Origin of the sequence: Leptothoe sp. EHU-05/26/07-4 (assembly GCF_043421015.1) — a bacterium.
In the GTDB taxonomy this organism is placed as follows: domain Bacteria; phylum Cyanobacteriota; class Cyanobacteriia; order Phormidesmidales; family Phormidesmidaceae; genus Leptothoe; species Leptothoe turfae.
In genome coordinates, this window is the sequence record NZ_JAXSQV010000006.1 from 258,889 (window position 1) to 283,624 (window position 24,736).

Consider the following 24,736-nt stretch of genomic DNA (forward strand, 5'->3'; position numbering starts at 1 on the left):
TTCCGAGTTCTCAGGGGGAATGAGGCATCCAATGGTCATCCACAAGGGATACCCTTACGGTTTGATAACTATTCTTCTTGAGATTGGATGGGTACCCACTGGCAGACTAACTTGCCATTGACTCTGGTCCAATGGGCAACCAGGCTTGATCGCTTCTGAGGCCGAGAATCTTTAGGAGGAACCGCGCGATAAGTAGTCGCTAGATCCGCATAAGTAATCATATAGTGACCCTCCAGTGATTTATCTATAGCGGCAGCAATGTTGCTTTACATTTATTGGGACGTTTGGTCAGGAACTCATTTATCTCCCTCAACAAGACGTCCCTATCCAGCAAATTCGCTACCTAATGACCTCTGGCATTGGGACATCATTATGGTAGTTGCTGATGCAACGGCTACCGCTGTCCATTGCCCCTAAACCCGCCATGATCGCCGAATACGATCGCCTGCACACCAATCCAGACACCTGGAAAATCTGGGGACCTTACCTCAGCGAACGTCAGTGGGGCACCGTTCGCGAGGACTATAGCGCAACGGGGGAAGCTTGGGATTATTTCTCCCATGACCAGTCCCATAAACGGACTTATCGGTGGGGTGAGGATGGTTTGCTGGGGATTTCTGATGCAAAACAAAGCCTTTGTTTTGCCCTGGCACTTTGGAATGGGGAGGATCCAGTTCTCAAAGAGCGATTATTTGGGCTGACGGGTAGTCAGGGCAACCATGGTGAAGATGTGAAGGAGTATTACTTCTATTTGGATAGTACGCCGACACATTCTTATATGAAGGCACTCTATAAGTATCCGCAGGCAGCCTATCCTTACGGTGAGCTGGTGAAGGAAAATCAGTGGCGCGATCGCAACTCCCTAGAATATGAACTCCTGGACACAGGCGTCTTTGATGAAAATCGCTACTTCGATGTCTTTATCGAATACGCTAAGGCAGCGCCCGAAGATATTCTCATTCAAATTACTGTTGCAAATCGAGGCCCAGAAGCCACAACATTAACAGTGTTGCCCACCCTCTGGTTTCGCAACACCTGGAGCTGGGAAGAAAACGCAGAAAAACCAAGTCTCAAACTGGCAGATACTCAATCAGGCTTCAGTACTCTGGAGGCTTCTCATAATGACTTGGGGGTTCGTTGGCTCTACTGTCAAAGCAAGGGGTTGGTGCAGAATTCTCCTATTCTTTTTACGGAAAATGAGACCAACTACCAAGCAGTTTTTGGATCTGCCAATCCAATTCCCTACGTTAAAGATGCCTTTCATCGCTATGTGGTTCAAGGTGAGACAGGGGCGGTTAATCCTGGGCTGACAGGAACGAAGGCGGCGGCTCATTACACATTAACGATTCCTCCTGGAGAGAGTCAGGTGATTTGTTTACGGTTGAGCGATCAGTCTCAACTTTCAAATCCCTTTGGAGAGTCTTTTGTAACTACCCTGACCACTCGACAACAAGATGCGGATGACTTCTATCGAAAAGTCTCTCCTTTCCCAATGAAAGATGAGGCAAAAGCCGTTCAGCGTCAGGCTTTTGCTGGCCTGTTATGGAGTAAACAATATTTTGGTTTTGATGTGAACCGTTGGCTCAAGGGCGATCCGACAACACCGACACCGCCAGAAAATCGGCAGCGCAATAATCAGTGGACTCACCTGAATGCTGAGGATATTATCTCGATGCCCGACAAGTGGGAATATCCCTGGTTTGCGGCCTGGGATTTGGCGTTCCACTGTATTCCCATTGCCATGGTGGATCCGGAGTTTGCCAAGTACCAGTTAGATATCATGACGCGGGAGTGGTACATGCACCCCAATGGTCAGATTCCAGCCTATGAGTGGGCCTTTGGGGATGTGAACCCGCCGGTTCATGCCTGGGCGACGTGGCGGGTTTATAAGATTGAGCAAAAGGTGACTGGAAAGTGCGATCGCACTTTCCTAGAACGCGTCTTCCAAAAACTCCTGCTCAATTTCACCTGGTGGGTAAACCGCAAAGATGCCGAAGGCAGCAATGTTTTTGAAGGTGGTTTTCTCGGTCTAGATAACATTGGCGTTTTTGACCGCAGCTCTGCTCTTCCTACCGGAGGCCATCTCGAACAGTCCGACGGCACCAGCTGGATGGCTATGTACTGTCTGAATATGCTCACCATTGCCCTGGAGCTTGCCAAAGAAAACCCAGTCTATGAAGACATGGCCACTAAGTTCTTCGAGCATTTTCTCTACATTGCCGATGCCATGAACCACATCGGCCAGGACCGCTCTCAGTTATGGGATGCTGAAGATGGCTTTTTCTACGATGTGCTGCAGTTTCCCAACGGCGATCGTCAGCGGCTCAAGGTCCGCTCTATGGTGGGTCTAATTCCGCTTTTTGCTGTGATGACACTAGAACCTGATTTGTTAGAGCAAGTACCTGGCTTTAAAGAACGGCTAGAGTGGTTTATCGAAAATCGTACCGATCTGAAGAAGAATGTGGCCTGTATGGAAACAGAAGGTGTGGGTGCTCGCCGCATGCTGGCCCTTTGCTACGCCACCCTGGGTGAGGTGGAACCCACCGATAAGCTACGCTGCATCCTAAACAAGCTGCTAGATGAAAACGAATTTCTCAGCCCCTATGGCATCCGTGCCCTATCTCGCTATCACGCTGAGAATCCCTATTGTTTCAATGCCAATGGTGAAGAGTTTTGCGTAAATTACGAACCAGCAGAATCCAGCAGTGGGTTGTTTGGTGGTAATTCCAACTGGCGTGGCCCAATCTGGTTCCCAGTAAACTATCTGTTAATTGAGTCTCTCCAAAAATTCCACCACTACTTGGGTGATGATTTCAAAATTGAATGTCCTACGGGGTCAGGTCATTGGATGAATCTATGGGAGGTGGCAGCAGAACTTTCCCAACGATTGACACGTATCTTCCTACCAAATGAGCAAGGCAATCGCCCTGTTTACGGCAGTGACTCATCTCCGTTTCAGCAAGACCCCCACTGGCAGAACTATATTCTTTTCCATGAATATTTTCATGGCGATAATGGAGCCGGTATCGGTGCCAGCCATCAGACGGGCTGGACTGGCCTAGTAGCTAAGTTGATTCAGCAGCAAAGCAAATATGGTCAATAGGCATCCTGTTGCTTATGGTTCAAGAACTTTTTCCTTAATCTATCCAAAATCTATCCAAATCCAAATTCAGTAACCTAATTCAAAATAGATAACCCTGTAGGGGCAATCATCACCTAGAAATCCTTTGTTAAATTAACTAGATGTAGCGCTATAAATCGGCTAATCTTAGAATCCAGACTCTATAGCTAGTGGCTAACCCAAACGCTTCAAGCCGCAAAGTCTATATAGTATGATTGTACTAAATACAGGCGAGCGCTATGTCCTTTGTCGGTCTGCACATCCACAGTGATTACAGCTTGCTCGACGGAGCCAGCCAGCTAGAACCACTGGCGGCCAAAGCTGTCGAAATGGGGATGCCCGCCATTGCCCTCACCGATCACGGTGTCATGTACGGGGCTATCGAACTGCTAAAAACCTGTAAAAAAGCAGGTATTAAGCCCATCATCGGCAACGAGATGTACCTGATTAATGGCGACATCACTAAGCAAGAAAAGCGCCCCCGCTACCACCAGGTCATCCTTGCCAAAAACACCCAGGGCTATAAAAACCTGGTGAAACTCACCACCAAGTCCCACCTGGACGGTGTCCAAGGTCGCGGTATCTTTTCTCGTCCCTGCATCAATAAAGACCTGCTGGAGCAATATCATGAAGGTCTGATCGTCACCAGTGCCTGCCTCGGTGGTGAAGTTCCCCAGGCCATTATGCAAAATCGCCTGGATGTCGCCTACCGCGTTGCCAAGTGGTACAAGGACCTTTTTGGCGAAGACTACTATCTAGAAATCCAAGACCACGGCTCGCCCGAAGACCGCATTGTAAATGTGGAAATCATCCGTATTGCCCGCGAGCTAGATATCAAAATTATTGCCACTAACGATTCCCACTTTATTTCCTGTGTCGATGTCGAAGCCCACGACGCACTGCTCTGCATCCAAACCGGCAAGCTTGTCACCGAAGACAAACGACTGCGCTACAGCGGCACCGAGTACCTAAAATCCGCTGATGAAATGCGTCGTCTTTTCCGTGATCATCTACCCCAGGATGTCATCGACGAAGCCGTAGCCAATACGGTTGAAGTCGCCGAAAAAATCGAAGAATATGACATTCTCGGTAATCCTCAGATTCCGAACTTTCCAGTGCCCGAGGGACATACTGGCGAAACCTATATGGCCAAGGTTTCCCGCGATGGTTTGCTTGAACGGTTAAACATTACTTCCTACGACGAAGCGCCGCCAGAGTATCAAGCACGCCTGGAATACGAAATCCAGATGATGCACCAAATGGGTTTTGCTACCTATTTCTTGGTGGTGTGGGACTACATTAAGTTCGCCCGTGATACCAAGATTCCTGTGGGACCAGGGCGAGGTTCGGCGGCAGGTTCCCTGGTGGCCTATTGCATGGGCATTACCAATATTGATCCGGTTCACCATGGTCTACTGTTCGAGCGATTCTTAAACCCTGAACGTAAATCCATGCCTGATGTGGACACCGACTTCTGCATTGAAAAACGGGAGAAGGTGATTGAATACGTGACGGAAAAGTATGGCAAGGACCATGTTGCTCAGATCATCACCTTTAACCGCATGACCTCCAAGGCGGTGCTTAAGGATGTGGCCCGTGTGTTGGATATTCCCTACGGCGAGTCCGACAAAATGGCCAAGATGATCCCAGTGGCTCGGGGTAAACCCACCAAGCTCAAGGTGATGATCGACCCTGATAAAACGCCCGAGAAAGCGTTTCAGGAAAAGTACGAAAGTGGTGACTTGGTGCCGGGAACAGCCGTTACCTATCGCCGCTGGCTTGATATGGCCATTACCATTGAAGGTACTAACAAAACCTTTGGTATGCATGCGGCGGGTGTGGTGATTTCTGCTAAGCCGCTGGATGAACTGGTGCCGCTACAGCGTAATAACGATGGTGCCGTCATCACCCAGTACTACATGGAAGATGTAGAAGCAGTTGGTCTACTAAAGATGGACTTTTTGGGTCTGCGCAACCTCACCATGATCCAAAAAGCGGTGGACTATGTGGAGCAGACCCGTGGTGAAACCCTCGATATGGATAAGGTCGCTTACAACGACCCAGAAACTTACAAGCTATTGAGTCGCGGTGAGTTAGGGGGTGTATTCCAGCTTGAGTCCTCGGGCATGCGCCAGATTGTGCGCGATCTTAAACCTGACGGGTTGGATGATATCTCTTCAGTCCTCGCTCTATATCGACCGGGTCCGCTCGATGCAGGCTTAATTCCGAAGTTTATCAACCGCAAACACGGTCGTGAGCAGATCGATTATCCCCATGAGCTGATCCAGCCGATTTTAGAAGAGACCTACGGCATCATGATCTTCCAGGAGCAGATCATGAAAATTGCCCAGGATATGGCGGGCTATTCCCTTGGGGAAGCAGATCTGCTGCGCCGAGCTATGGGTAAGAAAAAGCAATCGGCAATGGATATGCACCGGGGCAAGTTCATTGAAGGGTCGGTGGCCAATGGTGTGCCTAAAAAGACGGTGGAAAACCTTTGGGACCAAATGGTGAACTTTGCCCAGTATTGCTTTAATAAAAGTCATTCCATGGCCTATGGCTATGTCACCTATCAGACGGCATACCTGAAGGCCAATTATCCGGTCGAATATATGGCAGCACTGCTGACGGCCATTAGTGGTGATCAGGATAAGGTGCAGATGCACATTGCTAATTGCGTCAGCATGGGCATTGAGGTGCTGCCGCCGGATGTGAATCGTTCTGGCGTGGATTTTACGCCGGAAAATAACTGCATTTTGTTTGGGCTGTCGGCAGTGCGAAATGTTGGCTTGGGTGCGATTGAGACGCTGATTCAGAGTCGTGAAGAGGATGGACCGTTTAGGTCATTACCGGAATTGTGCGATCGCATCGATCTCCGCGCCGTCAACCGCCGTGCCTTAGAAGCCCTGGTACACTCTGGTGCATTAGATAGCCTCAACAGCAACCGTCGTCAGCTCAATGCTGACTTAGAATTTGTCGTTGATTGGGCTCAGTCCCGCGCCAAAGATCGCGAAATTGGCCAGGGCAATATCTTTGACATGATGTTAGGTGGAGGCGAGACAGCCGCAACACCCAATGACAAGACCAATCATGCCGGTGCCTACGAAGCCGCCCCCAAAGCTCCTCCCATGGAGGATTACGATCCCCAAGAACGCCTGCGCTTAGAAAAAGAGCTGCTCGGCTTTTATATTTCCGATCATCCGCTCAAGTCAGTGCAGCGCCCAGCTCGTATTTTGGCTCCCATCAGCTTAGCCGAGCTGGGTGAACAGCCCGAAAAGCTGACCCTTAGCGCCATCGTAATGATTAGTGCCATGAAGCCCATCACCACTAAAAAAGGTGACAGTATGGCAATTCTTCAGATCGAAGATTTAAGTGGTCAAGCTGAAGCTGTCGTTTTCCCGCGGACCTATGCCCGCATTGGCATGCATATTAAGGCCGATGCGCGATTAATGATTTGGGGTAAGGTCGATCGACGTGACGATCAGGTGCAGATGATCGTTGATGATGCTGAACCCATTGAAGATGTGCGCTTAGTGACGGTTGAGCTGCCTCCATCGATTGCCGGAGACATCGTGCAGCAAAATCGCCTCCGTAATGTCATTCAAAACCAGCAAGGGGAAGATAAAAGCGCAGCTAAAATTCCCGTTGTCGCTATGATCACCCACCAAGGACATCGCCAGGTGGTGCGTCTTGGAGCTCAGTTCCGTGTCAAAGATCCAGACGAAGCCGTATTAGCCCTGAATGCGGCTGACTTCAAGGCTAAAGCAGCTCCCTTGGTAAGTGCGTAGCAGATCAATACTGTTTTAGTAAGATGACCTGGAATCTAGCCCCCTTTTCTTGAAGTCAGTTCCGACTGGAGGGGAGACGTTAACCCCTTAGCCTTCACTATTTATCGTGAAGGCTTAATTTTTATCAATGACGCGTATAGATAATTGGACTATACGGCACACTGACCCAAGAGGGTTTTGCTATGGGGTAGGACTTTATTTATGGAACTAGATTACAAAGTCGCATTACGATGCGCCCATCTATCGAATGAAGTCTACAGAGATTTCAACGAACGGCTCCGATTTAGTATGCGCCCTAATCTGATGCCAACGTTGTTTGATATCGAGCGTACTGATACACAGGTTGCCTTACTAGAAGATCCCGAGACCCAATGCGGATACGTTATTTTCCGTGGTAGCGATGCTGATCGCGACTGGCTTACCAATTTGGATTTTGCCCGCTGGTCTGCCGTGACGGGGGCTGTCATAGATAACAAACAACTGGACTATCCTGCTGTCTATGGCACCTCCCAGTCTGGAGTGAAAATGCACTCAGGATTTACTAAGGCCTATCTTGCCGCCAGGTCTGAAATCCAGTCCGTTGTACATCAAAGTGAGATGACTCGCTGGTTGGTAACTGGCCATAGTTTGGGAGGCGCTTTAGCTAAGTTGTGTGCTGTAGATTTGCAATACAACTTTTCCCCTGATATATCGGTAGAAGTCTATACCTTTGGGGCTCCGCGTGTGGGTAATAAAGCATTTGCTGAATCCTATAATCGCCGGGTTCCCAATACCTGGCGTTTTGTCAATGGTAATGATGTTGTCAGTGGGTTACCCCGCCGCTGGCAGCGCTATCGCCATGTCGATGAACGGATCAGATTCAACGTTATGTTCAGCTGGCGCATTATCTCAGGCAGTTTGCAAGATCACCGTATCGACCGTTATATAGCTGCACTTGAAAAACGAGCAGATCAAGAAAAATAGCTACTTTAGCTGAATGCTAAGAGATCCCTTGGTTTGATTGGTCGGTGCAAATAGCGATGCTATATTCCGTGTAAGTACCAACTATGTGCTTTAAGTTCTGAATATCAAATCTTTGACAACTTATCTAAGGGGCAGCCATGAAAAAGACGGGGCGGCGCAGTAGCAATATCGATGATCGTCGTGGTGCTACAAGTTCTCTGGTTGTCGGTGGTGGTGGTTTAGGGGCTCTGGTGTTGGCTGCCGTCGTGACCCTTGTGACTGGCGATCCAGGCCCTGTTTTAGATCAAGTTGCTCAAACCCAAGCTCCCACGCAACAATCTTCAACCTCTCTCGCTGAAGATCAGTTAGCGGATTTCACATCCGTGGTCCTAGCTGATACTGAAGATACGTGGAATCAAATTTTCCAAGAACAGATTGGTCAAGATTATCCGGAGCCTACGTTGGTTCTCTATTCTGGATCTACTCAGTCTGCCTGTGGTTTAGGTCAAGCAGCTATGGGGCCATTTTACTGTCCGGCTGATCAGCAGGTCTACATCGATCTAAGCTTTTACAACGATTTGAAGAGCCGTCACCAGGCCCCTGGTGATTTTGCCCAGGCTTATGTGATAGCCCATGAAGTTGGGCATCATGTGCAGAATGTTCTGGGCATTTCTAGTCAGGTACGACAACTGCAAAGCCGTGCCAATAAAGCTGAAGCTAACCAACTATCAGTCCGTTTAGAGCTTCAGGCCGATTGCTTCGCGGGGGTATGGGCCAACCGTGCTGATCGAGCCCGAGATATTTTAGAGACCGGTGATATTGAAGAAGCACTGAACGCGGCTAGTCAAATTGGAGACGATCGTTTGCAGCAGCAGTCCCAAGGCTTTGTCGTGCCTGAGTCCTTTACCCACGGTAGTTCTGCCCAACGTGTACGCTGGTTTAAGCAAGGTTTGGCAACGGGGGATATCGAGCAGTGCAACACGTTTGTGACCAATCAAATTTGATAACGCTCTCCCGCTAAACTTACCAAAATCAACCTGGACTTAACATAGGTTCCGTATATATACGGAACCTATGTTTGCTATTTTTGGTTTTTTGCTTGAATGGGGCTACGTATAAACCCGTAGGTGTTATCTAAATTTAAAGCTCTAAAAAAGATCTCAGCATTACTGAGGTGACTCAAATCTCCGTGAAGTTATTAATGTGAACGTAGTATTTGATACCTTTATCTGTAATGGCTAATGTCAAATCTTTAGCTGCGATCGCAACCACTGTTGTGCTATCCATTGCTTCTACAATTTTGCCTGCTCAGGCAGAGGTACGAGTCCTCGACTTTGAGGCCGATGCGTCCGGTAATGCCCTAAGTGGCGGTACTCAAGTTCATAATCAATGGGCCGACTGGGGGCTAAGCATCACTGGCAAAAACTATAAAACCGGCCATAACAACGCCCCTCTGTTGCTCTATGACACAAGTCAATCAGGTGCCGATAACGATCTACGCACTGGCGCGACCTGGGGTACTTCAAATCAAGGCAATGCCCTGATCATTCAGGAATACAACAACGGTAGTTATAACTTACATACACCTGATGATGAAGCTAAAGGTGGCCACATCTGGTTTGATTTTGACCAAACAGTTGGATTTAAACAGTTTTCACTCCTTGATATCGACGATAACTTTGGGACGAAGTCCGGAACTCAGGTTCGTGTGATTGGTAAAGATGCTGACAATAATACGATTCTCAATATTAATGTTGACAATCTAATTAAGCGGTTTGCCAATACCTATAGCGATCCAGACCACTCCAAAAGTCAAGGCAAATCCCTCACCCATGCCTACAAAAATGGTTTAGATGAGTATGTTGACGTCACCATCACTCAGGTGGGCAATAAGCGTGACGACAACTCTATGTTCCAGTTTGATTTCGAAGAAACTGAATTGCAGCGAGTCCAGTTTCGCTACAGCGACGTGAGTGGTGCGATCTCAGGGCTACAGTGGGACGATCTCTCATCTGAGGAACCACCCCAGCTCCCTGAACCCTCAGTCACCATTGGTTTAACGATGATGGGCTTTATAGGGGCTCGAAAGCTCCTTCAAGGACGCTTGCAATAATGCTAGTCAAACGTCACAACACTACGAATTGATGTGCCTTCATGCATCACATCAAAGGCGTCATTGATCTTCTCTAATGGAAAAGTGTGGGTGATCAGATCATCAATATTGATCTTGCCATTCATATACCAGTCCACAATTTTAGGCACATCGGTGCGACCTTTTGCCCCCCCAAAAGCTGTACCTTTCCAAACTCGACCTGTAACCAGTTGAAATGGACGCGTCGAAATTTCTTGCCCTGATGCAGCGACACCGATGATGATGCTTTCACCCCAGCCTTTATGGCAGCACTCCAATGCCTGACGCATCACATTAACATTGCCAATACACTCAAAGGTGTAGTCGGCCCCACCTTTGGTCAAGTCCACTAAGTAGGGCACCAGATCCCCCTCAACTTCCTTGGGGTTCACAAAGTGGGTCATGCCAAACTTTTCTGCTAGAGCCTTTTTCCCAGGGTTAAGATCTACACCTATAATCATGTCTGCCCCAACCAAGCGACAGCCTTGGATTACATTTAACCCAATCCCTCCTAATCCAAAGACAATCACATTTGATCCAGGCTCCACCTTAGCTGTATTAATCACAGCACCGATGCCTGTAGTCACCCCACAACCGACATAACACACCTTATCGAAGGGTGCATCTTCTCGAATTTTAGCCAGGGCAATTTCAGGGACAACCGTGTAGTTAGCAAAGGTTGAGGTACCCATGTAGTGATAAATAGGCTCCTTGCTCAAATGAAAGCGACTAGTGCCATCGGGCATTAATCCACGACCTTGAGTGCTACGGATGGCCTGACAAAGGTTGGTTTTGCCGCTTAAACAGTACTCACAGGTACGACACTCGGGGACATATAAAGGGATGACATGATCGCCAGGTTTCAGGCTTTTTACACCCTCTCCCACTTCCACAACCACGCCAGCACCTTCATGCCCCAAAATAGCTGGGAATAAACCTTCAGGATCTTTGCCTGAAAGAGTATAGGCATCGGTATGACAAACACCAGTAGCCTTAATCTCAACCAGCACCTCACCTGACCTAGGGCCATCTAAGGTTAGTGTTTCTATCGTTAGGGGTTGTCCAGCCTGATGAGCAACAGCTGCTCTCACGTCCATAAACCATACCTCTGCACAATTCCTCCTCAGAGTAGGGGACGTGGTTGACTATTTATCAACCTGTTATTCAACTGTAAAGAAACGCTACGAGAATTTATTCAGTGGATTTTAATAGCCCTAATCAACCCAACCAATGTCATCGTCGGAGAGCATACTATTATGTTCGCCACGCTGGATGGCATATTCTGGAATTGCTTTGTAACTACTGGGGCGATTTCTCAAACTCAAAGTATGACGGTTGACCGCTAAATCGGCACCGTGAATGATTTTCGTCGGAGTATCCTCTTGTTGAGCCGCTTCCTCTTGTTGAGCCGTAATTTTTCGGATTGTTTCTTTGGCTGTTTCCAGCTCGTCAGTAACTTTTGTTAGTTCTTCCGATTTATCTGTTGCAACTTTTTGTGAGGTTTCTAACTCATCCTTAAGTTCGAATATACGAGTTTGGTGAGTCTTGATATCGTCTTGTAGCCCAGAGATTTGTTCCTGAGCTTGTTTGAGAGAAGTTTTTAAGTCGGCGATTTGCTTTTTCAGATCAGCTGTGTTGGTGGCTTCGGTCGTGGTCTGTTTGGTCGTGGCCTTTTTCGCAGTCGTCTGTTTTGAAGCCGTTGATGTTTTATTGGTCCGTTTTCTAGTCCGACTTGTACCAGAGGCCGTTTCGGCAGTTCCTCCGTTACCTGCTTTAGAGGACTGACTATCCTGAGTGGGAGTGGGTGCTGGAGTTTGTTCAGCATCGTTGGATTTCTCGACTTCTTCTTTTAGTAGGTCGGCAATGCGTTTTTTAGTCATAATCTTTTCCAGTCTCTTAGGACTTCAGCAGCAACTCGGTAATAGTCGGCCTGAGCTTCTTGCGCATTAGGCCCCTTCCATTGACTAATAGCGCAACCTTCCATGGCAGCCCGCTCGTGGGCTTTGTACGTCCGTATGTATGTTTGAAAAGCCGAAATATCCAACTTCTCCAGCATGGCTTGAGCCTCTTGCGCTTCTTTTAAACTACGGGAATCAACCTTTGTCAGCAATACCCGATGAAAGACCCCAGATGGTTGAACAATAGTTTTGACAGTTGTAATTAAGGCTGTCACATCCATCGGTGCTGGTGGTGTAGGCAGTAGTAAATAGTCTGCCACCGTTAACACAGCACCTAAGGATTTAGAGTGTAGCGCTGGAGGAGTATCAACTACAATCAGTTCATATTCATCAAGGGACTTCAGCTTTTCCAGCATCTTGACATCAGGTGCGTGGGAGAAGTCAAATACTTGGTGTACTCGCTCTAGCCACCAGGTAGCAGAACGCTGGAGGTCACTATCGATCAGCAAAACTCGCCGATCTTCTGCAAAAATCGCAGCTAGATTAACAGCAGTAGTTGTTTTACCTACTCCACCCTTACCATTTAAAACAGCTAATACCTTTGGGGTTACTTGCTTATTTTTTACCTTGGTCACGGCTACTACAGCTACAGGACCTTAATACCTAATGTTCATGATCAGAACAGATGTGTGTTTAATCGTGCTATACGGCAGCTTCTCGCCCATTGTAAAGACTCATGGCACGCTCAATCCCTTTGCGTAAACTAAACTCTACTGCGTCATTAGCAAGAGTAATAGCTGCATCGATAACCTTACGTTCATCCGGAGCAAATTTACCTAGTACATGACTAACGACGGCTCTATTAGCTTGTTTGTCTGAAGTGTTGGTCCGACTAATACCCAATCGAAGTCTAGGAAAATCCTGAGTGCCTAGGTGGGAAATAATTGATTTCATGCCATTATGACCGCCTGCCGAGCCCGAAAGGCGTAAGCGTAATCTGCCAATGGGCAAATCCATATCGTCGTAAATCACCAGCACTTCACTTGGCAGTAGTTTGTACCAATCAAAAACAGCCCGTACCGATTGTCCAGAACGGTTCATGTATGTGGTGGGTTTGAGTAAAATCAGTCGTTCGCCAGAACTGGAACGAGTTTCTCCAAAGTGTCCCTGGAAGCGTTTGTTTTCGGTAAGCTTTATGGACCAACTCTTAGCCAGGCTATCTATCACTTCAAAGCCAATATTATGGCGAGTGCGGTCATATTTTTGCCCTGGGTTACCTAGCCCCACTAATAGTTTCGGTGTTGGTGGAGCTGCGGCGTTTGTCGTTACCATCCTATTACTTAAAACTTTCGGTTACTTACGCTTCGCGTTAGTAGGCTGAAGGCAAGACGTGGACTAGGTGAAATAATTATTTTTGACTATTACCCTGCACCCAGAACAAATACAACTAAGCTGGCCCATCGGTGGTGATGTTGCTCGCAGTAGCATCATTGACCTGATTTTCGTTGGAAGATTCAGGCTCTGGCTTTAATGCCTTAGGTTCTGATTTTTCTAAAGTTGCTTTCATCGGTTCAGCTACTGTTTTTTCTATGCGGGCAGCTTCTTTTTTGAACTCGTCTTCAAATTCTTTGGAAGCATCTTGAAACCCTTTAAGGGCTTTTCCGAGGCTACGACCAATCTCAGGAAGCTTTTTGGGGCCGAAAACTAATAGGGCCACCATCATAATCAGAGCCATCTCTGGCAAACCAATGCCAAAAATATTCATTGCTGATAAACCTCTCGCTGATGTTGACTGCTCCAGACTATTACATCACCTAAAATCACCGCTAACCTGATAGTCATGGCGCTGATCGATGAACTACTGACACACTACTAGCAAAGGGGACAGGTTAAGAAACCCACCCCCCTCAAACAGTTTTTATGCGCTTTTATGCGCTTCCCCAAAATTTTTATGAGAGAAAGCGCACTGATGAAACTGATTTAGAAGCTCAAACCACGCCAATCAACATCAACTCCCTGAATTTGAATTGAACTGTTGTAAAGCTGCAGAATGATCAATAAGAAGACAAGGAAAAGCGCCATAAATACTCCCATTAAAGGAGTAGTACCCCAGCCGGGGGTAACTTTACCGTATTCAGAGTTCAAAGGTTTGAGTAGGTTTCCCAACCGAGTTTGCTGTGCCATGGGCGTAAGTACCTTAAGGTCACTTTATATTCTGTAATATCATAGATTTTACATCCTCTACGTCTTAAAAGATCCTATGGATTCTGCAACAGTTCTTATTATTTCAGTTGGCGCTATCGTCATCGCCTTTACGGGACTTGCCATATACACAGCATTTGGACCACCGTCTAAGCAGCTTGCTGATCCATTTGACGATCATGAAGATTAGTCAGCGTGTTTTTGGCTGGGAGTTGTCGTCTGTGAACTCGAAGTTTTCACACTGACACAACATAGCTCTACGAATTCAATTCTTCACAAGCAAGGTTAGCTAAGATTATTTTGAGTGTTAGCAGAGCTTGTTGACACTTTGTCAGTGCGATGCTGGCTTTGTGGTGATAGAATTAGTTGCTCTGGGTGAGTGCGCCTGTTTTTGGGCCCTTTGATAAAGCCATGAAAGACCTCGCACTCAAGCACTTTTGAATAGATGTGCTGCGCTCAGCTAGGCTTTGTGTAAATTTTCGGACAGAACAGTTTCAACAAAATTATGATCAAATTGCGACTGAAGCGTTACGGCAAAAAGCGTGAGGTGAGCTATCGGATTGTGGCTATGAATAGCCGAGATCGCCGTGATGGTCGCCCTCTAGAGGAGCTAGGTTTTTACAATCCTCGAACTGATGAGACCCGTTTAGAAGTTCCTGCTATTCTTAAACGTTTGAAGGAAGGCGCGCAGCCCACAAAAACTGTGCAACGTATTCTTGAAAAGGCTAACGTGTACGAGCAGCTTAAGGCTTAGTTTTAATGTCCGTGGTTCTAGAACTTGATGCTTAGTATGAGAGCTTATTGTTAAGCTTCCTGCTGAAATCAATTTCTTGATGTGTGTACTCCTATGCTTGCTACTGGATGTTAGAGGGTAACGATGTGCCTGATTTTGAAGCCTTAGTGCGATTTTTAGTAACTCCCTTTCTAGAGTCTCCTGATGCGTTGAGATTGGACTTTGAATCATTGTCAGGCGGTCAACGTCTTTGGATTCGAGTTGCTTTTGACAGTGAAGACAAAGGTCGAGTTTTTGGACGTGGTGGTCGTAACATTCAAGCAATTCGTAAGGTTTTGAAAGCGACCGGTGCATTGCACAATTGTTCAGTGCATTTAGATATCTACGGCGAATCATCTCAAGATTCGAGTGGTGGTCATGATCGGGCTCGTCCAAGAGGTGGTCGAGGTGGTGGTCGCCCGCGCCGTGGCGGTGGTGGTGGTCGACCAGGGGCTGGTAGACCACCCAGGCGCAGTCAAAGTCAAGACGATGCTTAGCTGAAATGTCTAGGCTTGGTCGGGGTTTGAGTTGTGTTTACGAGCGTCGATAGTTAATTAATGTACAAAGTCCAGGTGCTGGGTGCTTGAGCTAGGTATCTAGGGCGGCACAGTTTGTCTGTTTTATGGAAGGTGCCTTCGAGTTTGAGTTTGATTCAGCCGAGCAAGCGATGGCTATGGCTGGATATCGGGAAGACGCTGTAAAACGACTATCTCAGCAAACAGGAGCCAAGCTAGTTATGCGTGGCACCACTTTGTTGATATCAGGGACGCCAAGTCAAGTTGAACGTTCTAAGCGTTTAGTGACATCGTTGCAATCTATTTGGTCTCAGGGACAGGAGGTCTCGGTGGCTGATGTGATGACTGCGGTGCATGCGTTGGATACTCATCGAGAGGATGATCTTGGGCAGCTGCATGGGGATGTAATTGCCCGGACTCGTCGCGGAGAAACGATTCGAGCAAAAACCTTCCGTCAACGTAAGTATGTCAGTTCCCTGCGCACCAATGACCTAATTTTTTGTACTGGGCCAGCCGGTACAGGGAAGACATTTTTGGCCGCTATGGTTGCTGTGCAGGCAATTCTTGAGCAGCAGTTCGAGCGCCTGATTTTGACTAGGCCTGCGGTTGAAGCTGGGGAGAGTTTAGGTTTTTTGCCAGGTGACTTGCAGCAGAAGGTGGATCCCTATTTGCGTCCTCTTTATGATGCGTTGCATGAGTTGATTGACCCGGAGCGCATTCCGAGTTTGATGGAGCGGGGCATTATTGAAGTTGCTCCCCTGGCTTATATGCGCGGGCGCACATTGAGTAATGCGTTTGTGATCTTAGATGAGGCTCAGAATACGACACCAGCTCAGATGAAAATGGTGCTAACGCGTTTGGGTTTTAAGTCGCGGATGGTGGTTACTGGTGATATTACCCAAACAGATTTGGTGCGTGAGCGGCAATCAGGTTTGTCTGTTGCTATGAAAGTGCTCAAGGGTGTCAGTGGTATTGCGTTTTCCGAATTAACAAAGGCCGATGTTGTGCGCCATCCAATGGTGCAGAGGATTGTGGCGGCCTATGAAAAATATGAGATGTAGCTGGATATGATTCTATCCTCGAACTATATACTCTGAATCCTTTTTATCTGGATGTTGGACGGTACTGAAGGCAGCATTGATTATGGCGATTCTTCATGGAAGTTGGCTCCCGACACAGCAGCGTTTTTTTGTGTGGGCGGAGACATGGCGTAGGCTAGAACCTGCTGACAATGGTTGGAGTATTGCGACTCATCCTTACTGTTTAAGTGCTGATGAATTTCAAGCTTTTCTGGCGACGGTAAATCATTGGGATTTAAGCGTGTTGGCAGAGCGGTTTCAGTCGCGTTGGCGCGAGCAAGTGCTATCAGTGCCAACGGTTATGGAAGATGCTCAACTTTATCCTCAGCTCTGTGGGCAATCTCAGGAGTCTGAGGTGTTGCTTTATCCGTGGCGTGTGTCTGGAATCATGCTGCCTACTGTGGCGGCGTTGCAACTTTTGGTTGGGTTGCCTTTGGGAGCTGAAGCGAGTCTCATCGGTGGTGATTTGCGCTATTGGTCTCACATGATTCGCTGGAGTCTTGACCTGATGGCACGGGGCAAATTTGTACCAATGGTGAGTGCGGATGGTAGTGGCGCGATCGCAACTTGGCAGCTACTACTCAACAGTGCTACTGACCAGGCTCGACTGCGTCAGTTTGCCGATCGCATGCCCCTTGTCTGTCGACTATATCAAGCACTCAATCCACAGACACGTAAAACGACTGCGGCTAAAAAAACTAAAACCACTGCTAAGAAATCCAAAGCGGCCATTGCGGACCCACCAGATATGCCGATTGCCATGGGTTCCCCCGAGCCACCCTTGCCGCTACTGCAAGACTTTCTCGGTAATGTAGTATCAGCTAAGGTGCGCGAACTGGCGCAAATGCAACCTTTACCTGCTACGGCTCCCCTCAGCAAAGATTTGCCGCTACGGGAATGGGTAGGAGCTTTAACTCAAGAAAAGAAAAAGCGCTTTGACTCTACTCCGGTTGGACTGGTGCGTCTTAATGAAGCGCTGAATACCTGGACAGCGCCTCTGCAAAATGTGGCGGCTGATGATCTAGATTCATTACATGTGGGCTTTCGTCTGATGCCTCCGCCCAGCGGTGAACTCAATTGGGCATTGCACTATGGTCTAGAAGCCTCGGATGATGAGAGCTTTTGCCTGGATGCCCAGACAATCTGGCGGCACCCCGTTGATCAGTTAGATTATCGTGGACGTGCGGTGGAATCTCCTCAAGAGAAACTATTAGCTGGTCTGGGACGAGCCGCTCGTCTATGTGAACCTATTAAGCAAACCCTGGGTGAGCCGAGCCCGAGTGTCTGTACCCTTGATCCGATTCAAGCGTTCGAATTTATTAAAGCAACGGCCAATCGCCTGCAAGACAATGGATTTGGAGTGACCTTGCCCGATAATCTGGTGGACCCGACAAAGGCGAGTGCTAGTCGTTTGGGTTTAAGTGTTAAGGCGATGGCACCTTCCCGTAAACAGCAGCGCCTAGGGCTTCAAAGTCTGCTCAACTTTGAGTGGCAACTGTCCATTGGTGGCCAGAATGTTAGCCAAAGTGAATTTGAGCAGCTAATTGCCCAGCAGACGCCTCTGGTAGAAGTTAATGGTCAATGGGTAGAACTCCGTCCTCAGGATGTTAAAGCCGCTCAATCCTTCTTCACCAGTCGCCAAACAAAAAATAAGCTTTCCGTCGAAGAAGTATTGCGGATTAGTAGTGGTGATGGTCAGCTCATCGATAAGTTGCCGGTGGTAGCCTTCGAAGCATCGGGCAAGTTGGATGAGTTGATTACGACCCTGACCACCGGCAACCAAAGTCTTGAAGAAATGCAGGAACCTGATGGATTTGAGGGTAAGCTGCGTCCTTATCAAGCAAGAGGTGTATCTTGGTTGTCATTTTTAGAGCAGTGGGGTCTGGGCGCTTGTTTGGCTGATGATATGGGTTTGGGTAAAACCGTTCAGCTCATTGCCTTTCTCCTTAGTCTCAAGCAAGAAGACGTTCTCAATAAACCGATTCTGTTGGTATGCCCGACATCAGTACTGAGTAATTGGCAGCGAGAAGTGCATCGGTTTGGTCCAGAGCTGACCACATTGGTTTACCACGGTGATAAGCGACCTAAAGGGGCCACATTTGCTAAACGAGTTCAGAAAACAAACCTGATTATTACTAGTTACACCCTGGTATATCGGGATCTCAAAGAGCTAAAGCGGGTGGAATGGCAGGGGCTAGTCCTTGATGAGGCCCAAAATATTAAAAACTCTGATGCGAAGCAGTCTAAGGCTGTACGAGAGTTGGAAAGTGATTTTCGCATTGCCCTGACCGGTACTCCGGTAGAAAATCGTCTCACGGAGCTATGGTCCATCATGGATTTCTTGAATCCGAACTATCTGGGACCCAAAAACTTTTTTCAGCGGCGTTTTGCCACACCGATTGAACGTTATGGGGATACTGATTCGCTACGGACTCTTAGGGGATTGGTGCAGCCGTTTATTCTGAGACGACTCAAGACCGACCGCAGCATTATTCAAGACCTGCCCGAAAAACAGGAAATGACCGTTTTCTGTGGCCTGTCTGCTGAACAAGCAAGGCTTTATCAAAAAGCTGTAGATGAAGCCTTGGCTGATATTGATGAAGCTGATGGAGTGAAGCGGCGGGGCATGATTCTGGGATTGCTAGTCAAACTAAAGCAAATCTGCAACCATCCAGCCCAGTATCTTAAACAAGCATCTCTGGGTAAACAGCGTCGTTCTGCTAAGCTCCAGCGTCTGAATGAAATGTTGGAAGAGGTGATTTCAGAAGGCGATCGTGCCCTCATCTTCACCCAGTTTGCTGAGTGGGGTACTTTGTTGCAGGCTCATCTAAAAGATTACTTAGGGGAAGAGGCTTTATTCCTGTACGGTGGAACTTCTCAGCCGTCTCGTGAAGCAATGGTGGATCGATTTCAGCAAGATCCCAATGGCCCCAAGTTGTTTATTCTTTCTCTAAAAGCCGGTGGTGTTGGTCTGAACCTTACTCGTGCCAATCATGTATTTCACTTTGACCGCTGGTGGAACCCAGCAGTGGAAAACCAGGCGACTGACCGGGCGTTTCGTATTGGTCAAACCCGCAATGTGCAGGTCCATAAATTTGTGTGTAGCGGCACTTTAGAGGAGCGCATCAACGACATGATTGACAATAAAAAGGCTCTGGCAGAGCAAGTCGTTGGTGCTGGTGAGCAATGGTTGACTGAGCTGGATACGGATCAATTACGTGAGTTGCTGCTGCTGGACCGTAAAGCTGTAATTGACGAAAGCTGATCCATGAATGGTCAGCTAGTCTAACTGGCTGTGCATAAAGCAAGCGTAATCAAGCGGCTCATACAAATGAAATTTTTGTGATGTTTACGGCCCTTCGCTTTGTTGCTGGCGGGCAGAGAGCGTTCTTAAATGCCCCGAAGATTAAGGCCGTAAGTCGTCCTAATGTCTGAATCTATCAGGAAATTTTCCATAAAATTGTGCCACTGAAAAACCTGGACTAATCCTGATCGAGGTGATCAGCAGTGGTTGATATTTAGTTAGATATAGCCCTCGGCGTCATCTTAAATGCTGTTTATCGGGAATAGATTGACTGAGTGATGTAGATCCTAAGGTCACCTTGATGTGAGTCACTTGGGGTTTAACTGCGTCACTCTACGCTAAATGTGGGTGCGTCAGTCTAGCTCATCAGGTATACATTTGTGCTTGGAGAAAATTCCCAATTTTGCAGATTGTTCCCCGCTTAATTGGCTCGGGCACACTACATCTACGAGGGCTAGACGGCCTTGACTGTTCTTAAAGCTACACCGCCCATGGTTATGGATGCAACGTCTTATCAAACCACTACAGATGCTGATTTAGCAGCCCCCAGCTCTGTTGCTCTCACTACTGCTGATCCTGCTAAGGAAGAGCCTAGCGATACTGATATTAAAATGCTGTTGTCAAAGGATGAGGATAGCGCTGTAGAAAATTTAGACGTTGATAAGTTAGCGGTTGCCCCTGGACGCCGTACAACTGATTTGGTTCGTCTTTACTTGCAAGAAATTGGGCGTGTCCGTCTACTTGAAAGAGATGAAGAGGTTGCTGAAGCTCAGCTAGTCCAGAGTTATATGAGCCTTTTGGAACAGCGCAATCAGGCTGCTGCTGAGCAAGAGGGCATTCTAACAACATATGTCTTACTGTTAGAAACTCGCGATCGCATGGCAGCTCAGTTAGGCCATCGCCCCTCCCTGGAGCGTTTGTCTAAAGAATGTGGCATTGAGGCTGCCGAGCTAAAGCCAACACTGCAGGCAGGCAAGCGTCAGTGGGCTGAGCTTGTGGGTATGTCTGTCCAAGAGTTGGATGAAGCCTGTAGCGAAGGTACTCGTGCTAAAGAGCACATGATCAAGGCAAACTTGCGCCTGGTTGTGTCGGTAGCGAAAAAGTATCAAAACCGAGGTCTGGAGCTGCTAGACCTGATTCAGGAAGGTACTCTTGGCCTGGAGCGTGCGGTTGAAAAGTTTGATCCTACTAAGGGATATCGCTTTAGCACTTATGCTTACTGGTGGATCCGCCAGGGCATTACCCGTGCGATCGCAACCCAAAGCCGCACAATTCGTCTGCCCGTCCACATCACTGAAAAGCTCAATAAAATCAAAAAAGCTCAGCGTAAAATCTCCCAAACCAAAGGGCGCACAGCCACTGTGGAAGATATAGCTCGCGAGCTCAAGATGACCGCACCTCAAGTGCGTGAGGTGCTCCTCAAGGTGCCCCGGTCTATTTCCCTAGAGACCAAAGTGGGTAAAGAGCGGGATACAGAACTGGGCGACCTTCTAGAGACTGATGCCTTATCTCCTGAAGAGCTGGCGGTTCGTGATGCTCTGCGTCGTGATTTACATCAGCTTCTGGCTGACTTGACCACACGTGAGCAAGAAGTCATTCGTCTAAGATTTGGTTTGGGCGATGGTGTGCCTTACTCCTTAGCTGAGATTGGTCGCACCTTGGAACTATCTCGCGAGCGTGTTCGCCAAATTGAATCTAAGGCACTGCAAAAATTGCGTCAGCCTAAGCGACGCAATCGTATTCGCGATTATCTAGAAGCCTTGAGCTAGTCTCTGTCTGCGAGAGGCGTTTCTCCATACAGCACGTTTTTGAGCCGGTGATGTTTTTACATCACCGGCTTTTTTCCGAATAGATATTTTCTTGATAGATGTTGGTACCCTAAGACGGATGTTTTGGGGTTTGGGTGCTGATTGAAAGCGTTACAAACGCGTATAACCCTTTCCAGGTAAAGACCTAAGAGTTCCAGTAAGTGGAACCCTTGCCTGAAATTGCCAGTCCGATTAATTAAATCTAGTTAACTGCGATCGCAAACTATGGCTATTTTTTACGTTCAAGCGAATGCGCCTAATACCAACAATGGTGATACTTGGGGAACAGCCACTAGTTTGCAGACAGCCCTGGCAAGCGCTAATGCTGGAGACGAGATTTGGTTAGCTCAAGGGACCTACAGTCCCGGAAATAACCCCACGGATACCTTTACCGTCAATCAAGCCGTTCAACTCTACGGTGGTTTTGATGGTACTGAAGCCACCCGTAACCAACGGGATTGGCAGGCTAATCAAACGATTATTGATGGTAATGGTGACAATAATACGGTTGTCACCGCCCAGAGCACTGCGAATGAGGCGCTAATTGACGGTGTCATTATTCAAGGAGGAGATGCCGTTGACGATGGTGGGGGTGTCTACAATCAAGGGGGTGGCAAGCTCAGGCTTCAGAACACAATTATTCGCGATAACCAGGCTGCAGATGATGGTGGTGGGATTCGCAATAATGGTGAGTTAGTCATTATCAATAGTAGTGTCATCAACAATACGTCCATTGGCACTACGACCACGAGCGGTGGTGGTGGCCTTTTAAATGCCTCTGGTGCATCCGTCACGATTATTAACAGCACTTTCAGTGGCAACACGGCACGTAATGGTGGTGGCGTTCGTAACGACGGCATTCTAGATTTAACGAATAGTACCCTCAGCGGTAATATTGCTTCCGAAAGCGGTGGTGGTCTTTCAAATACCGTTAATGTGGTAGCGCCAGGGATCGTGATCGGTCGTGCAACGGCTACTATTGCCAATAGCACTATTACTAATAATGAGTCTCAAAATGTTAGTGCACAGCCGAATGATACGGGGGGTGGCGTCGCAAATTTTGGTGTTGTAACAGTCACTAACAGTATTATTGCGGCCAATGTTGATAATGATGACATCGTTGACATCAACTTCTTTATTGGTGCTGGTTCCACTACAACGGCTGGTAATAACCTGATTGGCAATGGCGATTCCACGCCTGGCTTGACTAACGGTAGTAATGGTGATCAGGTAGGTAGTGCTGTCACTCCCCTTGATCCACAGTTGGACACCTTACAAGCCAACGGTGGCTTTACTCAAACCCATGCTCCATTAGTGGGTAGTCCAGTCATTGATGCCGGTACTGCCGGTACTGTTCCTGCCGATGCGTTTGACCTAGATGATGATGGCAATGTTGCAGAGGTTATTTCCGTTGACCAGCGAGGTGTTCCGTTTGCTCGATCAGTCGGCACTACGGTCGATATTGGCGCTGTAGAAGGTTCAGTTGCGCCTGTCGGTATTACAATTACGCCAACCACAGGTCTTGTGACGACAGAGGCAGGCGCAACCGCCACCTTTACAGCAGTCCTGACCAGTCAACCGAGTGATGTGGTCAGCTTAACTTTCACGAGTAATGATCCTACTGAAGGGACGGTTATCCCTAACATTACGTTTTCTACAGCTAATTGGGACCAACCTCAAACAGTCACCATTACTGGCGTTGATGACACCGATGATGATGGCGATGTTGCTTATATCATCAATACCAATGTGACTAGTACAGATACTCGCTATAGTGCTTTGGTGCCAACGGCGGTAGCTGTCACAAATCAAGATAATGATACGTCTTCGGGTGGTCCTGGTAGTTCTAGTAGTTTGACTCCCCAAGATGCGCGACTGCTTGTCGGTGGCACTGGCGATGTATCTGTTGAAATTTCCATTAGTCAAAATGCATCTGAGCAGGTCAGGGAGATCATTGTGTTTGCCACAGATACCAGTGGTGCAGTCAATGGTTTGACCGCCAGTGATGCTGGCTACTTAGAGGCTGTGCTAGATGCGGCGCAAGTCGTTTTTTCTACTCTAGAAGCAGGAGATATTGCAGATTTTGAACCCCAAAAAACGCTTACCATAACGGCTGGTAGCATTCTGCAATTTGCCATTATCGATGACGGTAGCTTAGATAGTTTGCGCCGTGGCACGGGCGGCACGATTAACATCACAGGGCTCGATGGCCAGACAGATGTGGTCGAATTACAGGCCTTGAGTGATGGTTCTATTCAGGCAGGGTTTCGCCAGGGGCAAAGCGGAACCTTTGATCAAATAGTGATTAATGCCATAGCTGTGGAGGAGACTTTGCCCATTGGTGCAGGTCTGCAAGGTCTGAGTAGTGACTCTGAACTCATTGATTTGAGATCGCAAACAGGGACGTTAACAGCCACCATTGATATTTACCGGGAAGCCGCATTAGATAATGTGGTCGGTCTGTTTGTTGTGGAAAATGAACAAGGTCAAGTCCGTGATGCTCTGGGGATATTACTCAGCCCTGGCGATGAGGGCTATTGTGCAGCGGCCTTAGCTCAAAGGGTTAACTTAGAGTTAACCGGCACCAATGGCGAGGCCACACGCTATACCAGTGAAATTCTCGGTGGGCAGCTTTTATCTACCTTTTTAGTTGTGGATGGCACTGTTGCTGACTTACTAGATAGCGATGTGAATAATGATCCAGCTATCTACTTTACGCACATCGCCGGTAATAGCGATGGGGCAGATCATGTAAGGCTCTTAGGTAACAACGCCTTTGGCTTTGAAGATTTACCGGGTGGCGGTGATATGGACTTTGATGATTTGGTTATGCAAGTTCAGTTTGCCTGATATTCTGCCGTCATCCTATCTACAATAAAAAATAAAAAAGCCAGCCGCTATAGCGGCTGGCTGGACAGGAGCAATCGCTGAAACAGGAAATCACATTTTCTCGCTAGCAGAGATGATCAATAAGTACAGCGACAGTGGAAGCAAAGGCTGTAATGCCGAGCCCGACAAAGGGATTTTGACCTTGGCTCACGGCAAATGAGGTAATGATGCCTGCACCGAGAGCGGCAATCATAAATGCACCTAACCAATCTTTCTGGGCGTTGTACATAGGGCGCAGCTAGAGAAAAACTGAACGACTGAGATCAAGCTATCACCACGCTCTAGCC

Annotated in this window: 20 protein-coding genes; 12 read left to right on the forward strand and 8 right to left on the reverse strand. The window is 47.8% G+C overall.

The annotated features are described in order from the left end of the window. Positions 1-68: 68 nt before the first annotated feature. Positions 69-221, reverse strand: coding sequence for a hypothetical protein (locus U2F10_RS23140; RefSeq protein WP_163668165.1), 153 nt, complete (start codon positions 219-221; stop codon positions 69-71). Positions 222-424: 203 nt separating this feature from the next. Here U2F10_RS23140 and U2F10_RS23145 point away from each other — a divergent pair, with 203 nt between their 5' ends. From U2F10_RS23145 to U2F10_RS23165, 5 genes are all read left to right on the forward strand, one after another. After that, entirely contained in the window at positions 425-3,103 is a 2,679-nt protein-coding gene (locus tag U2F10_RS23145) for an MGH1-like glycoside hydrolase domain-containing protein (RefSeq protein ID WP_499873552.1), read from the forward strand. Positions 3,104-3,360: 257 nt separating this feature from the next. Further along, positions 3,361-6,909: a DNA polymerase III subunit alpha gene (locus U2F10_RS23150; RefSeq protein WP_163668167.1), complete on the forward strand. Its 3,549-nt coding sequence runs from the start codon at positions 3,361-3,363 to the stop codon at positions 6,907-6,909. Positions 6,910-7,110: 201 nt separating this feature from the next. After that, positions 7,111-7,872, forward strand: a complete 762-nt coding sequence (locus tag U2F10_RS23155) for a lipase family protein (RefSeq protein WP_163668169.1) — start codon at positions 7,111-7,113, stop codon at positions 7,870-7,872. Between the two features lie 137 nt (positions 7,873-8,009). Further along, complete coding sequence (gene ypfJ, locus U2F10_RS23160) at positions 8,010-8,855, forward strand: KPN_02809 family neutral zinc metallopeptidase (RefSeq protein WP_490794286.1); 846 nt, start codon at positions 8,010-8,012, stop codon at positions 8,853-8,855. Between the two features lie 230 nt (positions 8,856-9,085). Further along, a complete protein-coding gene (locus U2F10_RS23165; protein WP_163668174.1) occupies positions 9,086-9,964 on the forward strand; it encodes a hypothetical protein in 879 nt (292 codons plus the stop codon). Positions 9,965-9,966: 2 nt separating this feature from the next. Here U2F10_RS23165 and U2F10_RS23170 read toward each other — a convergent pair whose 3' ends face one another. From U2F10_RS23170 to psbH, 6 genes are all read right to left on the reverse strand, one after another. Further along, positions 9,967-11,079, reverse strand: coding sequence for an S-(hydroxymethyl)glutathione dehydrogenase/class III alcohol dehydrogenase (locus tag U2F10_RS23170; protein ID WP_163668177.1), 1,113 nt, complete (start codon positions 11,077-11,079; stop codon positions 9,967-9,969). 117 nt (positions 11,080-11,196) lie between these two features. Then, positions 11,197-11,862, reverse strand: a complete 666-nt coding sequence (locus tag U2F10_RS23175; protein ID WP_499867795.1) for a hypothetical protein — start codon at positions 11,860-11,862, stop codon at positions 11,197-11,199. Then, complete coding sequence (locus U2F10_RS23180) at positions 11,859-12,515, reverse strand: AAA family ATPase (RefSeq protein WP_163668181.1); 657 nt, start codon at positions 12,513-12,515, stop codon at positions 11,859-11,861. Before U2F10_RS23180 ends, U2F10_RS23175 begins: the two co-directional genes overlap by 4 nt. Before the next feature lie 67 nt (positions 12,516-12,582). Next, positions 12,583-13,212, reverse strand: coding sequence for an aminoacyl-tRNA hydrolase (pth, locus tag U2F10_RS23185; RefSeq protein ID WP_499061007.1), 630 nt, complete (start codon positions 13,210-13,212; stop codon positions 12,583-12,585). A 115-nt stretch (positions 13,213-13,327) separates the two neighbouring features. Further along, on the reverse strand, positions 13,328-13,645 hold the full coding sequence (locus tag U2F10_RS23190) for a TatA/E family twin arginine-targeting protein translocase (RefSeq protein WP_499873375.1): 318 nt from the start codon (positions 13,643-13,645) through the stop codon (positions 13,328-13,330). A 215-nt stretch (positions 13,646-13,860) separates the two neighbouring features. Continuing rightward, positions 13,861-14,064, reverse strand: a complete 204-nt coding sequence (psbH, locus tag U2F10_RS23195; RefSeq protein WP_006516771.1) for a photosystem II reaction center phosphoprotein PsbH — start codon at positions 14,062-14,064, stop codon at positions 13,861-13,863. Between the two features lie 76 nt (positions 14,065-14,140). Here psbH and psbN point away from each other — a divergent pair, with 76 nt between their 5' ends. The 7 genes from psbN (at position 14,141) to U2F10_RS23230 (ending at position 24,410) form a co-directional block, all read left to right on the forward strand. Continuing rightward, positions 14,141-14,272, forward strand: coding sequence for a photosystem II reaction center protein PsbN (psbN, locus tag U2F10_RS23200; RefSeq protein ID WP_006516770.1), 132 nt, complete (start codon positions 14,141-14,143; stop codon positions 14,270-14,272). Positions 14,273-14,587: 315 nt separating this feature from the next. Continuing rightward, entirely contained in the window at positions 14,588-14,836 is a 249-nt protein-coding gene (gene rpsP / locus U2F10_RS23205) for a 30S ribosomal protein S16 (protein ID WP_006516769.1), read from the forward strand. A 125-nt stretch (positions 14,837-14,961) separates the two neighbouring features. Next, on the forward strand, positions 14,962-15,351 hold the full coding sequence (locus U2F10_RS23210; RefSeq protein ID WP_431732032.1) for a KH domain-containing protein: 390 nt from the start codon (positions 14,962-14,964) through the stop codon (positions 15,349-15,351). Positions 15,352-15,476: 125 nt separating this feature from the next. After that, on the forward strand, positions 15,477-16,430 hold the full coding sequence (locus U2F10_RS23215; protein ID WP_163668201.1) for a PhoH family protein: 954 nt from the start codon (positions 15,477-15,479) through the stop codon (positions 16,428-16,430). A gap of 82 nt (positions 16,431-16,512) precedes the next feature. Further along, complete coding sequence (locus U2F10_RS23220; protein ID WP_499873376.1) at positions 16,513-19,713, forward strand: sll1366 family intein-prone helicase; 3,201 nt, start codon at positions 16,513-16,515, stop codon at positions 19,711-19,713. Between the two features lie 536 nt (positions 19,714-20,249). Next, positions 20,250-21,521 (forward strand): RNA polymerase sigma factor SigC, encoded by a 1,272-nt coding sequence (gene sigC / locus U2F10_RS23225; RefSeq protein WP_163671771.1) that lies wholly within the window; start codon positions 20,250-20,252, stop codon positions 21,519-21,521. Between the two features lie 264 nt (positions 21,522-21,785). Then, complete coding sequence (locus tag U2F10_RS23230) at positions 21,786-24,410, forward strand: choice-of-anchor Q domain-containing protein (protein ID WP_499873377.1); 2,625 nt, start codon at positions 21,786-21,788, stop codon at positions 24,408-24,410. A 103-nt stretch (positions 24,411-24,513) separates the two neighbouring features. On the opposite strand, the gene U2F10_RS23235 is transcribed toward U2F10_RS23230, so the two are convergent. Continuing rightward, the gene (locus tag U2F10_RS23235) at positions 24,514-24,678 is read right to left on the reverse strand and encodes a hypothetical protein (protein ID WP_006516763.1); all 165 of its coding nucleotides are present in this window, start codon (positions 24,676-24,678) and stop codon (positions 24,514-24,516) included. Positions 24,679-24,736 lie beyond the last annotated feature (58 nt).